Here is a 13,713-nt window from a genome sequence, read left to right as displayed (position 1 = left end):
AACCCTAGTCGAGCGTGGGCTCCGCGCGCTCGCGCGGGCCTTCCGCTGCCGGCTGCGCAGCCTGGACCGGCGGCTTCGTCGGCTCGTCGGCCAGCGCCGGCTCCACCGGTTCCTCGGGCTCGGCCGCCATCGCGATCGTGAGCACCGCGGCCGCCGTGCGCTCGGCCGCGCCGCGGTTCGAGGACGAGAAGGCCTGCGCGGCCTGCGACATCGCCTCGCGGCGCTCGCGGTTCTCGACCAGCTTGAGCGCGCTGGTCACGGCCTGTTCCATGGTCTCGACGCGCAGCGAGGCACCGGCCGCGAGCGACAGCTGCGCGGCCTCCGCGAAATTGAAGGTGGACGGCCCCATCACGACCGGGCAGCCGCAGGCCGCGGGCTCGATCAGGTTCTGGCCGCCCAGGGGCTCGAAGCTGCCGCCGAGCAGCGCGACGTCGGCCAGGCCGTAGTACAGCGCCATCTCGCCGAGCGAATCGCCGAGCCAGATCTCGGCCTCGGCCGGCTGGCCCGCTGTACTGCGGCGCGCCACGGCGAAGCCCTCGGCCTCGATCAGCGCCGCCACCTCGTCGAAGCGCTGCGGATGGCGCGGCACGATCATCCACTGCACGTCGTGCACCCGCTTCGAGATCGAGCGGACCGCGCCCTGCTCGGGCGGCACCGGCGCGGTGGCGCCGAAGCGCCGCAGCACCTCGAGCAGCAGGCGCTCCTCGCCGTCGCGCGAACTGGCCAGCACCACGATCGGCTTGGGCAGCGTGCCGCGCAGCTTGGCGGCCGCATGGAGCTGCCGCACGTCGGGCGTGGCGTCGAACTTGAGGTTGCCGTAGATGCCCGAGACCTTGGCGCCCAGCGACACCAGCCGGTGCGCGTCGGCCTCGGTCTGGGCCCAGACCGCGCTCAGCGCCGAATAGGCCGGCCGCGCCAGCCAGCCCAGCCGCTCGGCCGAGGCCAGCGATTTCTCGTTGAGCCGCGCATTGGCCAGCACCAGCGGGATGCGGCGCTCGGCGCAGGCCGCGGCCATCTCGGGCCAGACCTCGGTTTCCATCAGCACGCCGATGCGCGGCTGGAAGCGGTCGAGGAAGCGCGCCACGGCGCCCGGCGTGTCCCAGGGCTGCCAGACCTGCGTGTCGCCCTCGCGCAGCAGCTTGGCGCCCTCCTCGCGGCCGGTGGCGGTGCCGTGCGTGAGCAGGATCGGGATCTCGGGGAACTGGCGTCGCAGCTCCTCGATGAGGATGGCGGCGGCGCGCGTCTCGCCGAGCGAGACCGCGTGCACCCAGCACTGGGCGTGGCCGGTGGTGGCGGCGTCGTAGTGGCCGAAGCGCTCTTCGACCGCCACCGCGTAGCCGGGCTCGGCCGCCGCGCGGCGCCGCAGCTTGCGGCGCACCAGCGGCTGGGCCAGGGTGGTGAAGGCGCCGTACAGGCGCAGCAGCAGCGAACGCACGGTGTCCTAGTGCGCCGCTTCGGCCAGCGTGGCGTCGGGCTTCACCGTCTTGAGCAGCGCCAGCATGCGGGCCTCGATGCGCTCGAGCGCCGCCTGGGTCTGGCCCTCGAAGCGCAGCACCAGCACCGGCGTGGTGTTGGAGGCGCGGATCAGGCCGAAGCCGTCGGGCCAGTCGACGCGCAGGCCGTCGATGGTCGACACCTGCGCCGGGGCCTCGAAGCTCGCCGCCTTCAGCAGCTGCTCGACCACCGCGTGCGGCTCGCCCTCGGCGCACTTCACGTTGAGCTCGGGCGTGGAGAAGCTCGTGGGGAGCGCGTTGAGCACGTCGCTGGCATTCGGGCTCTTGCTCAGGATCTCGAGCATGCGGCAGCCGGCATAGGTGCCGTCGTCGAAGCCGAACCAGCGCTCCTTGAAGAAGATGTGGCCGCTCATCTCGCCGCCCAGCGGCGAATCGAGTTCCTTCATCTTCGCCTTGATCAGCGAATGGCCGGTCTTGAAGATCAGCGGCTTGCCGCCCGCGGCCTCGATGGCCGGGCCCAGGCGCTGCGAGCACTTCACGTCGTAGACGATGGTGCCGCCCGGCACGCGCGACAGCACGTCCTGCGCGAACAGCTGCATCTGGCGGTCGGGGAAGATGTTCTGGCCATCCTTGGTGACGATGCCCAGCCGGTCGCCGTCGCCGTCGAAGGCCAGGCCCAGTTCGGCGTCGCCCTGTTGCAGCGCGGCGATCAGGTCCTTGAGGTTCTCGGGCTTGCTGGGATCGGGGTGGTGGTTCGGGAAGTCGCCGTCGACCTCGCTGAACAGCTCGGTCACCTCGCAGCCCAGCGCGCGGAAGATCGCGGGGGCCGAGGCGCCGGCGATGCCGTTGCCCGAATCGACCACGATCTTCATCGGCCGCGCCAGCCGCACGTCGCCCACGATGCGCTGCACGTAGGCCTCGGTCACGTCGACCTGGCGCACGCTGCCGCCGGGCGCGAGCGTCGCGCTGCCTGCTTCCATGGTCTTGCGCAGTGCCTGGATCTCGTCGCCGTAGATCGCGCGGCCGGCCAGCACCATCTTGAAGCCGTTGTAGTCCTTGGGGTTGTGGCTGCCCGTGACCTGGATGCCGCTGGTGGCGAGCGTGTGGGCCGCGAAATACAGCATGGGCGTGGTGACCGCGCCCACGTCGATCACCTCGACGCCGGTGGCCACCAGGCCGCGGATCAGCGCTTGCGAGAGGGCCGGGCCCGACAGGCGCCCGTCGCGCCCCACGGCCACGGCGGTCTCGCCGGCCGCGCGGGCCGCGCTGCCGAAGGCCCGGCCCAAGGCTTCCGCCACCTCGGGATTCAGCGTGGAGGGCACCACGCCGCGAATGTCGTAGGCCTTGAAGATCGACGCGCTGAGCTGCATGAAAAAGGATTCCTCTGTGGATTCGTGGACCCGGGGATTGTAGGCATCGCCAGGGGTACCCACATGTCCGAAAACGGCCAGTCGAAACGACGCCAAACCTTAATATTCAAGCCATGACAAACGCCAACGCCTCCCCCGACGTGCTCGAGAGCGATGCCTGCTACCTGGCGCTGAAGACGCACGACGCGCGCTTCGACGGCTCGTTCTTCACCGCGGTGACCTCCACCGGCATCTACTGCCGCCCGGTCTGCCGCGTGAAGCTGCCGCGGCGCGAGAACTGCCGCTTCTTCCGCCACGCGGCGCAGGCCGAGGCCGAGGGCTTCCGTCCCTGCCTGCGCTGCCGGCCCGAACTGGCGCCGCGCCCCATGGGCACGGCCAACTGGTCGACCGAGGACGCCTCGCGCATCCTCGCGCAGCAGGCGGCGCGGCTGATCGACGAGCCCGACGCCTGGACCGACGAGGGCCCGGGCGCCGCGCAGATCGCGGCCCGGCTCGGCGTCAGCGACCGCCACCTGCGCCGCATCTTCGAGGCCCAGTTCGGCGTCTCGCCGCTGCAGTACCTGCAGACGCGCCGCCTGCTCGCGGCCAAGCAGCTGATCGCCGACACCCGCCTGCCGATGACGCAGGTGGCGCTGGCCAGCGGCTTCGCGAGCGTGCGCCGCTTCAACGCGGCCTTCGTCGAGCACTACGGGCTCAATCCGAGCGCCTTGCGGCGCGCCGGCGGCGCCGAGGGCGGCGACGGCCGCGCGATCGAGGTGCGGCTGGGCTTTCGCCCGCCCTACGACCCGAACGCGATGCTCGGCTTCTTCGCGCGGCGCGCGCTGCGCGGGGTCGAGCTCGTGACGGCCGAGGACGGCAAGGTGCCGGTTGCGGGCAAGAACACCCAGGCACCGGCCTTCACGCGGCTGGCGCGCACGCTGCGCGTGCAGCACGGCGCGCAGGTGCATGCCGGCTGGCTGCAGCTGCGCTTCGACATGGCACGCGAACAGATGCTGCTGTCGGTCAGCGATTCGCTGGCGCCCGTGCTGCCGGTGGTGATCAGCCGCGCCCGCGCCATGCTCGACATCGACGCCGACCCGATGGCCATCAACGCCGCGCTGCACGACGCCTTTCCGCATGGCGACGGCCTGCGCGTGCCGGGCACGGTCGACGGCTTCGAGCTCGCGGTGCGCGCGGTGCTGGGCCAGCAGATCACGGTGGCCGCGGCCCGCACCCTGGGTTCGCGGCTGGTCGAGGCCTTCGGCGAACCGATCGTCACGCCCATCGACGGTCTCGACCGCCTGTTTCCCACGCCCGCCGCCATCGCGGCCGCCAGCGGCGATGCGCTGGGCCAGCTCGGCATCGTGCGCCAGCGCCAGGCCGCGCTGCATGCGCTGGCGCGCGCGGTGGCCGAAGGCCGGCTGCCGCTGCATGCGGGCGCCGACGTGCCCTCGACCATCGCCGCGCTGCAGGAACTGCCGGGCATCGGCGCCTGGACCGCGCAGTACATCGCGATGCGCGCGCTGCGCTGGCCCGATGCCTTCCCGGCCGGCGACGTCGCGCTGCAGAAGGCGCTGGGCGTGAGCACCGCGCGCGCCGCGAGCGAGGCCTCGCAGGCCTGGCGCCCGTGGCGCAGCTACGCGGTGCTGCGCGCCTGGCACGCACCCGTCCCTTCCACGCCGTCCGCCGAGCCCACCGCCGCGGACATCCCTTCCAACCCAACGGCAGGCCTCACCGCCTGAAAAGCCATGAAGTTCAAGAAGACCGTCATCTACACCTCGCACTACGACAGCCCGCTCGGCGGCATCACCATGGCCGCCACCGACGCCGGCCTGGCCGGTGTCTGGTTCGACCAGCAACGCCACTGGCCCGACACCACGGGCTGGCAGACGCGCGACGACCATCCGGTGTTCGTCGAAACGACCGCACAGCTGCGCGACTATTTCGCCGGCAAGCGCGACCGCTTCGAGCTGCCGCTCGACCTGTCGCACGGCACCGCGTTCCAGCAGAGCGTGTGGCAGGCGCTGCTCGCGATCCCCGCGGGCGCCACCACCAGCTACGGCGCGCTGAGCGCGAACGTCGGCAACCCGGCCGCGGTGCGCGCGGTGGGCGCGGCCGTGGGCCGCAACCCGATCAGCGTGATCGTGCCCTGCCACCGCGTGCTCGGCGCCAACGGCTCGCTGACCGGCTATGCCGGCGGGCTCGAGCGCAAGAGCGCGCTGCTCGAGCTCGAAGGCGTGCGGTAGGCTCGCGGGTCGGGAACGCCTGGCCCACGGCCAGGCGCAAGAGAACACACAACGACAACACCGCATGACCACCTCCACCACCACCGCCGCCGGCGCACCCAAGCCCAAGGGCTGGCTCGTCGACCTCGTGCTGCTCGGCGCGCTCTGGGGCGCCTCCTTCCTGTTCATGCGCATCGGCGCCGCCGAGTTCGGCGCGCTGCCGACCGCGGCCGTGCGCGTGAGCATCGCCGCGCTGTTCCTGCTGCCGATCGCGCTGCTGCGCGGCCAGGGCCCCGCGCTCGCGCGCCACTGGAAGCCCAGCTTCTCGGTCGGCGTCTTCAACTCGGGCCTTCCCTTCGCGCTGTTCAGCTTCGCGGTGCTCAGCATCAACAGCAGCCTCGCGGCCGTGCTCAACGCGGCCACGCCGATGTTCGGCGCGCTGGTGGCCTGGGCCTGGTTCCGCGAACGGCCCGACGGCTCGCGGCTGGTCGGCCTGGTGATCGGCTTCATCGGCGTCGCCATGCTCGCCAGCGGCGGTGCCGGCCTGCACACCGGTGCCAGCAATCTCGCGGCGTTGTGGGCCATGCTGGCCTGCCTCGCGGCCTGTCTTTGCTACGGCATCTCGGCCAGCGCCACGCGGCGCTTCCTCACCGGCGTGCCGCCGCTGGCCACCGCCACCGGCAGCCAGATCGGCGCCTCGCTGTTCCTCGCCGTGCCCGCGATCTGGCTCTGGCCCGCGCAGATGCCCGGCGCGCGCGCCTGGCTCGCGCTGCTCGCGCTCGGCATCGCCTGCACCGGCGTGGCCTACATCCTGTTCTTCCGGCTGATCGAGCGCGCCGGCCCGGCGCGCGCATTGACAGTGACCTTCCTGGTGCCGGTGTTCGCGGCTTTCTACGGCGCCGTGTTCCTCGGCGAGACCATCACGCAGTGGATGCTGACCTGCGCCGCGGTGATCGTCTGCGGCGTGGCGCTGTCGACCGGCCTCGTGAAGCTCTGGCCGCGCGCCGCCAAGGCCTGAGCCGGGATCAGATCGCGCCGGCCACCACGTTGACCGACAGCGCGAGCACCAGCATGTTGAAGGCGAAGGCCAGCACGCTGTGGATCAGCGTGATGCGCCGCATTTCGCGCGAGGTGGCCTGCACGTCCGACACCTGCGAGGTCATGCCGATCACGTAGGCGTAGTAGAGGAAGTCGAAGTAGTCGGGGTCTTCCTTGCCCGGGAAGTCCAGCCCGCCCGCGTCGGGCCCGCGGTGCTTCTCGTCGTTGTAGTAGCGGTGCGCGTAGTGGAAGGCGTAGATGGAATGCATCATCAGCCACGAGCCCGCGAGCGCCACCAGCCCGAGCCCGATGTGGACCGCGCGCTCGATGCCGCTCAACTGCTTCACCTGCTGCAGCAGCATCGCGATCGCCACCACGCTCGCACCCACCACCACCAGCATCGACACCAGGATCATCAGGTTCGGCTGGTCCAGCGACTGCGCGCGCTCGCGCGTGCGCTTGGCATCGAAGGTGTCGGCCAGCCACCAGGTCAGCACCTGGTAGACCAGCACGGCCGCGCACCAGCCGGCCAGGCCGCGCGCCATCAGGCCCAGCGGCCAGGGGATCGCCGCAATGGCGACGCCGACGATGCCGCCATACAGCAGGCGCTGCGGACCGGTGGTGGTGGACAGGGGGTGGAGCGTGGACATGGGGCGCAGCTTAGCGCCGTGGCCATGGCGCGGTGCGAGCGATGGGACTTTTTGTCCCAGCGTACGCCGCAACGTGCGCGCGCTGGTATGGTCACGACGTCCCCGGGGCACCGCGCCGGGCCCGACGACGTTTTCCCACGAAGCAACGACGTGCGGCCGATGCAGCCGCGCCCTTCCGCCATGAGACACGTGCGACTTCTCCCTCGACCACTGCACCACGGGCTGCGCGCCACGCTGGCGGCACTGGCCATCGCGACCTTCGGCCTGCTGGGCCTGCAGCCCGCGCGCGCGGCCGAACCGGCCGGCGTCCCCGACACCATCGAGCAGCGCGTGGCCGCCTGCATCGCCTGCCACGGCCGCCAGGGCTCGACCGGCAACGCGGCCTTCTTCCCGCGGCTGGCCGGCAAGCCCGCGGGCTACCTGTTCAACCAGCTGCGCAGCTTCCGCGACGGCCGGCGTTCCAACACCGACATGAACTACATGGTGCGCCACATGTCCGACGCCTACCTGCAGGAGATCGCGGACTACTTCGCCGGCCTCGACCTGCCCTATGCCGCGGTCTCGCCGACCAGCGATGCGCCGCCCGCCCAGCTCGCGCGCGGCCGCCAGCTCGCGCTCGAGGGCGACGCCACGCGCAACATCCCGGCCTGCGTGCATTGCCATGGCGCCGCGCTCACCGGCGTGCAGCCCGCCATCCCCGGCCTCTTGGGACTGCCGCGTCTCTACGTCTCCTCGCAGCTCGGCGCCTGGCTCACCAACGAGCGCCATGCGCTCGCGCCCGACTGCATGGCCGAGATCGGCCGTCGCATGACCACCGCCGACATCAACGCCGTCGCGAGCTGGCTCGCGGTGCAGCCGATGCCCGCCAACCCCAAGCCGGTGTCCGCGCCGGCCGCGCCGCTGCCGATGGCCTGCGGCGGCATGCAGTGAGGCCGCGACGATGACCGCGCTCAAACGCCTCTTCTGGACCCTGCTGGTGCTCGTGTTGCTGCTGGCCGCCGTGGCTGGTGGCGTGGTCGCGCTCAACCTGCGCGGCGAGGCCGCCATTCCCGAGCAGGCCGAGGCCTTCGAGGCCACGCCGCAGCGCATCGAGCGCGGCCGCTACCTCGCGCTGGCCGGCAACTGCGCGGGCTGCCACACCACGCGCGGCGGCCAGGCCTACGCGGGCGGCCTGCCGATCGAGACGCCCTTCGGCACCATCCACTCGACCAACCTCACGCCCGATGCGCAGCACGGCATCGGCGGCTGGAGCAGCGCGCACTTCTGGCGCGCGATGCACAACGGCCGTTCGAAGGACGGCCGGCTGCTCTATCCCGCCTTCCCCTATCCGAGCTTCACGCGCGTCACGCGCGAGGACTCCGACGCCATCTACGCCTACCTGCGCAGCCTGCCCGCGGCCGACACGCCGAACCAGCCGCACCGCCTGCGCTTCCCCTACGACACCCAGGCCGCGCTCGGCGTCTGGCGCGCGCTGTTCTTCACGCCGCAGAGCTTCGTCGCCGACGCGGGCAAGCCGGCCGAATGGAACCGCGGCGCCTACCTGGTCGACGGCCTGGGCCACTGCATCGCCTGCCACGGCAGCCGCAATGCCTTCGGCGCCACCGAGACGCAGCGCGGCCTCTCGGGCGGGCTGATCGCGGTGCAGAACTGGTATGCGCCCTCGCTGGCCGATCCGCGCGAGGCCGGCGTGTCCGGCTGGCCGGCCACCGAGGTGGTGGCGCTGCTGAAGAACGGCAGCGCGCCGCGCGGCTCGGTGATGGGCCCGATGGCCGACGTGGTGTTCGAGAGCACGCAGCACCTGTCCGAGGCCGATCTCGCGGCGATGGCCGCCTACCTCAAGGACCTGCCGGCCGTCGCGCAGGAGGCCGCGGACGCCAAGCCCGCGCGCCCCGCCACCTACCGGCGCGATGCCGGCGAGATGGCGCGCGGCAACCGCATCTACGACCAGCGCTGCGCCTACTGCCATGGCGACCAGGGCCAGGGCGCGCCGGGCGCCTACCCGCCGCTCGCGGGCAGCCGCGCCGTCAACATGGCACGGCCCGTCAACCTGATCCAGGTCGTGAGCCATGGCGGCTTCCTGCCGACCACCGCGGGCAATCCGCGCCCCTACGGCATGCCGCCCTTCGGCGAGACGCTCGACGGCACCGACCTCGCGGCCGTGCTGACCTACATCCGCGGCTCGTGGGGCAACGACAGCGCACCGGTCACGCAGCTCGACATCGCGCGGCGCTGAGGCGCGAACCGCGCCGCGCCCTAGGCCGGCGCGCGGCACATCGCCGTCGGCTGAAGGCGAACGCGGGCATGGCGAATCTCCTACAGGCGCTGACGGCTTCGACGCATACGCGCGGCGGGCCGCACCTAATAACTTGGGGGTCAACAACAGGGAGCAGCGCCCCGGAACCCCGAGCGACACCGCAGGCCGACCGGCCCCGCGGCGTAGCGAACGCAGGTCCGAGGGTTTCAGTTTTTTTGCCTCTTCTTCGAAGGACCTTCTTCATGCCCTTGCTCCGTTCGCGCGCCCGCGGCCACGCCACCCTCGTCGCCGCCCTGGCCGGCGGCGGCCTGCTCGCAGCCGCCACGCCCGCCCTCGCCGACCCGTCGCCGGCGCTCGACCGCTTCAGCCTTTCCGTCGGCGCCTATGCCGCCGATCCCAAGTTCGACGCCTCGGTGGGCACGCCCTACGGCTCGCTGCGCACCGGCGACATCAAGCCCGGCCGCGTGACCATGCCGCGCATCACGGCCGACGTGCTGCTCGGCGACACGCAAGGCCTGTCGTTCGATTACTTCCGCTACAAGCGCGACTACTTCGGCGGCCTCTCGGGCGGCACCTCGCTCGGCGGCCTTGGCACCATCGCGGCCTTCGGCAATGCCAACGTCGACACGCAGGTCGATTTCGCCAAGCTCTCGTACAAGTGGTGGATCGGTTCGGGCAACACGGTGCTGGGCCTCGGTGCCGGCGCGGCCTACTATCGCATCAAGCTCGGCGTGAGCGCGCTCGCGGGCGTCAACGGCCAGTTCGGCACGCTCAACGAAAGCTCGAGCCGCGATGCGATCGCGCCGCTGCTCGAGATCGGCGTGCGCCACGCGATCACGCCCGACCTGCGGCTGTTCGCCGACGCCTCGGGCGTGTGGAAGAACGGCGGCAGCTCGCACGGCAACATCTACAACGCCGCGGCCGGCGTGGAGTGGTTCCCGGTCAAGAACGTGGGCCTGGTGCTGGCCTACAACGTGACCAACATCGACATCACGCGCGACAGCGGCACGGCCGACGCGCGGCTGAAGATCCGCCTGCAGGGGCCGACGGCCTCGCTCAAGGCGCGCTTCTGATCGCGGGGAGATCGGCGGCGCAGTGCCGCCGATCTCTTCGCTCTATTCGCCCGGCTCGCGCGTCGAGGTCGCGAGCAGGATGGTTCGCACGTCCTTCTTGAGCACCTTGCCGACCTTCGAGCGCGGCAGGTCGGCCCACACCTCGACCTGCTTGGGCGCCTTCACGCTGCCGATACGCGCCTTGACGAAAGCCTTGATCGCCTCGGCGTCGATACTGCGGCCCGCCTGCGGCTGCAGCACCGCCACCACGCGCTCGCCCCATTTCTCGTCGGGCAGTCCGATCACCGCGCTGTCCTGCACGTCGGGGTGCTGCATCAGCGCCTGCTCGACCTCGGCCGAATAGACGTTGAAGCCGCCCGAGATGATCATGTCCTTGGCGCGGTCGACGATGTAGAGGAAGCCGTCGTCGTCGAGCCGGCCGATGTCGCCCGTGTGGTGCCAGCCGAAGCGCGAGGCCTCCTGCGTGGCCTTCGGGTCCTTGTAGTAGCCCTGCATCACGAGCGAGCCGCGCACCACGATCTCGCCGCTCTCGCCCGTGGGCAGCAACTCGCCCTCGGCGTTCATCACGCCCACCTGCACCAGCGGCCCGGGCCGTCCCGCCGAGGCGAGGCGATGCTTCGCCACCGAGCCGTCGGCATTGAAGTGCTCGCGCGGCGACATCATCGAGATCATCATCGGCGCCTCGGTCTGGCCGAAGAGCTGGGCCATCACCGGGCCGATCTTCGTGAGCGCCTCCTCGAGCCGCGCGGCCGACATCGGCGCCGCGCCGTACCAGAAGCATTGCAGCGAATCGCGTTTCGTTGCCGCGAGTTCCGGATGCTGCAGCAACATGTAGATCAGCGTCGGCGGCAGGAAGGCATGGGTGATGCGGTGGCGCTCGATCAGCGCGAGGAACTCGCCGAGGTCGGGCTTGGGCATGATGACCACGCGCCCGCCGAGCGCCATCACCGGCAGGCACAGCACGCCGGCCGCGTGCGTGAGCGGCGCGAGCGCGAGGTAGGCCGGCCGGCCCTCGAAGGGATAGCCCATCAGCGTGAGCGCCGACATCGCCTCGAGGTTGCGCCCCGTGAGCATCACGCCCTTGGGCTGGCCCGTGGTGCCGCCGGTGCCCGCGATCATCGCCACGTCGTCGGGCGGTGCGATGTCGAGCGGCGCGTCGTCCAGGCCTTCGAGCCAGTCGTCCATCGAAGGCGCGAAGGGTTGCCGCGCATCGAGGCAGACCAGCGCGCGCAGCTTGGGCAGCTGCGAACGCATCTGCTCGACCATGGGCGCGTAGTTGCCGTGGAACACCAGGCAGGCGCAGTCGAAGGCATCGAGCACGAAGGCGTTCTCGCTGGCCTCGTTGCGCGGATTGATCGGGCACCACACGCCGCCCGCGCGCGAGATGCCGAACACCGTGGCGAAGGCCATCGCATCGTTGCTCGAGAGCACGGCCACCTTGTCGCCGGGCTTGAGACCCGCGCGCTGCAGGCCGCGCGCCACACGCCAGCTGATGCGCTGCACCTGGGCATAGCTGAGGTCGGCCTCGCCGAGGGTCAGGCAGGGCGCATCGGCGCCCAGCTGGGCGCCCTTGTCGAGGTAGTCGACGAGACGCATCGGGTCAGCCCATGCGCGTGAGCACGGGTTCCTGCACCAGGCCGAAGCCGCGCAGCGCGCCCAGCAGCTCGCGATGCCCGAAGGCCTGGCAGCCCGAGGCGAAACCCGCGCGGCGCGGCGGTTGCTGCAGCAGCGAGGCCGCCGCATAGGCCTGCAGCAGGCCGGTCTGCTTGTAGTTGCAGTTGCCGAAGATCACGCAGTGCACGCGGCCCAGCGGACCGGAGGCATGCACCGAGTCGACCGACTTGTTGATGCGCGGGTTCTCGCGCGGCGGCATGGTGTTCATCACGCTCGATGCCGTCTGCGCCAGCGCCGCGTAGCGGTCCTCCTCGTTCATGCCCTCGGTGGCCTTGAGCGCGGCCGCCACGATCTGCGGCACGCCCATCATCAGCGGCTTGTTGAAGACGCCGCCGAGCACCTTGACGTTGGCCACGCGCGGATCGCGCTTGAACCACACCGGGTGCGAGGTGCCGCCCCAGGGCAGCGCGAGCGCGGCCTCGTGCTGGCCCGGGATCGACAGGTGGTAGAGGCCGGCATCGGGCTGCCACTCGACGTACTCGTTCTGCTCGAGGTAGTAGGCCTTCGACGTCGCTGCATTGACCAGGATGGTCTGCGTCGACGCGATGGTCGGGCTGCCGCCCCAGAACACGGCGATGTCGAGCGTGTCGAGCCCGGGGGTCTCGAGGCACAGCTGCGCCGCGATCTCGCCCGTGGTGTACATGTGGGCCAGGCCCGGCGAGAGCAGCAGCCCCGCGGCGGCGAACTTGGCGCCCCACTGCTGGTCGAGCGTGATCAGCCAGTCCTGCTCGCCCGTGGTGTCGGTGTAGTGGCAGCCGGCGTTGAGGCAGGCCTCGACCACCTCGGGGCCGAACTTGGCGAATGGCCCCACGGTGTTGAGCACCACCGAGGCGCCGGTGAAGAGCTCGGTGAGCGCCTCCACCGAATGCGCCACCTCCACCACCTCGTAGCGCGCGGTCTCGATGCCGGGCACGTTCGATTTCATCGCGGCGTCGAGCTTCTCCTTGCTGCGGCCCGCGGCGATGAACGGGATGTTGTACTCGCGCAGGTACTCGCAGACCAGCCGCCCGGTGTAGCCCGAGGCGCCGTACACGATGACCGGCTTCTTGTTCTTGCTGCTCATGTCGTCTCTCCTTTTTCTTGCCTGATGTGTGACTCGTTCTGTTCGCGCATGGCCTTCACATGCCCATGCCGCCGTCCACCGCGAGGCCGGCGCCGGTGATGAACCGGGCCGCGTCGGAGCAGAGGAAGACCACCACGTCGGCCATGTCGCCGACCTCGCCAAGCCGGCCCAGCGGCGTCTGGCCGATCACGTCGCCGACGGCCGCCTCCACGCTGGGCGCGAGGCCCGCGGCGACGATGTCGTTCGCGAGCTTCATGCCCATGTCGGTGGGTACCAGCCCCGGGTAGATGCAGTTGACGCGCACGCCGTAGCCCAGCTTGCCGGACTCCATCGCGGCCACGCGGGTCGCGCGGTCGACCGCCGACTTGGTGGCCGAGTAGCCCGCGATGGCGGGAAAGGCGATGGTCGCGGCGACCGAGGCGATGTTGACCACCGCGCCGCCCGCGCCCGCGGCGCCGCCGGGGCGCATCGCGCGGAACGCGTGTTTCATGCCCAGCAGGGTGCCGGTCACGTTCACGTCGAGCATGCGGCGCAGGTCCTCGGCCTGCACGTCGACCACCAGCGAGGTGATCTCGATGCCCGCGTTGTTGACCACGATGTCGAGCCCGCCGAGCTCCTTCACCGTGGTCTCGACGGCCGCGGCCCAGGCCGCGTCGTCGGTGACGTCGAGCGGCACGAAGCCCGCCTTCGCCCCGCCGGACGAGAGGCGCTGGGCGGTCGCCCGCCCCACGTCGGCGAGCACGTCGCCGATCATCACCGCCGCGCCGGCCTCGGTCAGCGCCTGCGCAATGCTGGCGCCGATACCGCGCGCGCCACCCGTCACGAGCGCCTTGCGCCCCTTCAGATCGAACTGTCCCATCGCTTGTCTCCTGTGGTCTGGTTGTGAGATGGAGGGCCATCCTAGAAATCGTCTTGACGAGTGTCAAGATTTTC

At 71.2% G+C, this 13,713-nt stretch carries 12 protein-coding genes; 6 read left to right on the top strand and 6 right to left on the bottom strand.

Going from position 1 to position 13,713, the window contains the following annotated elements; all coding sequences use genetic code 11:
• Positions 1–4: 4 nt before the first annotated feature.
• Positions 5–1,435: a 3-deoxy-D-manno-octulosonic acid transferase gene (locus tag AC07PU_RS32825; protein WP_495322471.1), complete on the bottom strand. Its 1,431-nt coding sequence runs from the start codon at positions 1,433–1,435 to the stop codon at positions 5–7.
• Positions 1,436–1,441: 6 nt separating this feature from the next.
• A complete protein-coding gene (locus AC07PU_RS32820; protein WP_495322470.1) occupies positions 1,442–2,824 on the bottom strand; it encodes a phosphomannomutase/phosphoglucomutase in 1,383 nt (460 codons plus the stop codon).
• Positions 2,825–2,937: 113 nt separating this feature from the next.
• Between AC07PU_RS32820 and AC07PU_RS32815 the strand changes: the two genes are divergently transcribed.
• From AC07PU_RS32815 to AC07PU_RS32805, 3 genes are all read left to right on the top strand, one after another.
• On the top strand, positions 2,938–4,545 hold the full coding sequence (locus AC07PU_RS32815) for a DNA-3-methyladenine glycosylase 2 family protein (protein ID WP_495322469.1): 1,608 nt from the start codon (positions 2,938–2,940) through the stop codon (positions 4,543–4,545).
• A 6-nt stretch (positions 4,546–4,551) separates the two neighbouring features.
• On the top strand, positions 4,552–5,049 hold the full coding sequence (locus AC07PU_RS32810) for a methylated-DNA--[protein]-cysteine S-methyltransferase (protein ID WP_296791032.1): 498 nt from the start codon (positions 4,552–4,554) through the stop codon (positions 5,047–5,049).
• Positions 5,050–5,113: 64 nt separating this feature from the next.
• Complete coding sequence (locus AC07PU_RS32805; RefSeq protein ID WP_495322467.1) at positions 5,114–6,046, top strand: DMT family transporter; 933 nt, start codon at positions 5,114–5,116, stop codon at positions 6,044–6,046.
• A gap of 7 nt (positions 6,047–6,053) precedes the next feature.
• On the opposite strand, the gene AC07PU_RS32800 is transcribed toward AC07PU_RS32805, so the two are convergent.
• The gene (locus AC07PU_RS32800; RefSeq protein ID WP_093340126.1) at positions 6,054–6,716 is read right to left on the bottom strand and encodes a DUF1345 domain-containing protein; all 663 of its coding nucleotides are present in this window, start codon (positions 6,714–6,716) and stop codon (positions 6,054–6,056) included.
• A 180-nt stretch (positions 6,717–6,896) separates the two neighbouring features.
• On the opposite strand from AC07PU_RS32800, the gene AC07PU_RS32795 reads away from it, so the two are divergent.
• The 3 genes from AC07PU_RS32795 to AC07PU_RS32785 all read left to right on the top strand — a co-directional run bounded on the left by AC07PU_RS32795 (position 6,897) and on the right by AC07PU_RS32785 (position 10,043).
• Positions 6,897–7,646, top strand: a complete 750-nt coding sequence (locus AC07PU_RS32795; RefSeq protein WP_495322466.1) for a c-type cytochrome — start codon at positions 6,897–6,899, stop codon at positions 7,644–7,646.
• 10 nt (positions 7,647–7,656) lie between these two features.
• Positions 7,657–8,949 carry a c-type cytochrome gene (locus AC07PU_RS32790; RefSeq protein WP_495322465.1) on the top strand — a complete coding sequence of 431 codons (1,293 nt, stop codon included), beginning with the start codon at positions 7,657–7,659 and terminating at the stop codon, positions 8,947–8,949.
• Between the two features lie 263 nt (positions 8,950–9,212).
• Positions 9,213–10,043, top strand: coding sequence for a hypothetical protein (locus tag AC07PU_RS32785; RefSeq protein WP_296791078.1), 831 nt, complete (start codon positions 9,213–9,215; stop codon positions 10,041–10,043).
• Between the two features lie 42 nt (positions 10,044–10,085).
• On the opposite strand, the gene AC07PU_RS32780 is transcribed toward AC07PU_RS32785, so the two are convergent.
• Genes AC07PU_RS32780 through AC07PU_RS32770 form a run of 3 tightly spaced genes read right to left on the bottom strand, consistent with a single transcriptional unit; the run spans position 10,086 to position 13,639 of the window.
• Positions 10,086–11,639 carry an AMP-binding protein gene (locus AC07PU_RS32780; RefSeq protein WP_495322464.1) on the bottom strand — a complete coding sequence of 518 codons (1,554 nt, stop codon included), beginning with the start codon at positions 11,637–11,639 and terminating at the stop codon, positions 10,086–10,088.
• A 4-nt stretch (positions 11,640–11,643) separates the two neighbouring features.
• Positions 11,644–12,780, bottom strand: coding sequence for a DUF5938 domain-containing protein (locus tag AC07PU_RS32775; protein ID WP_431509813.1), 1,137 nt, complete (start codon positions 12,778–12,780; stop codon positions 11,644–11,646).
• Positions 12,781–12,835: 55 nt separating this feature from the next.
• Complete coding sequence (locus tag AC07PU_RS32770) at positions 12,836–13,639, bottom strand: SDR family NAD(P)-dependent oxidoreductase (protein ID WP_093340144.1); 804 nt, start codon at positions 13,637–13,639, stop codon at positions 12,836–12,838.
• Positions 13,640–13,713 lie beyond the last annotated feature (74 nt).

The sequence above is a fragment of the Variovorax sp. GW821-FHT10D07 genome, assembly GCF_059415325.1.
This window is presented reverse-complemented; position numbering and strand designations above follow the sequence as displayed.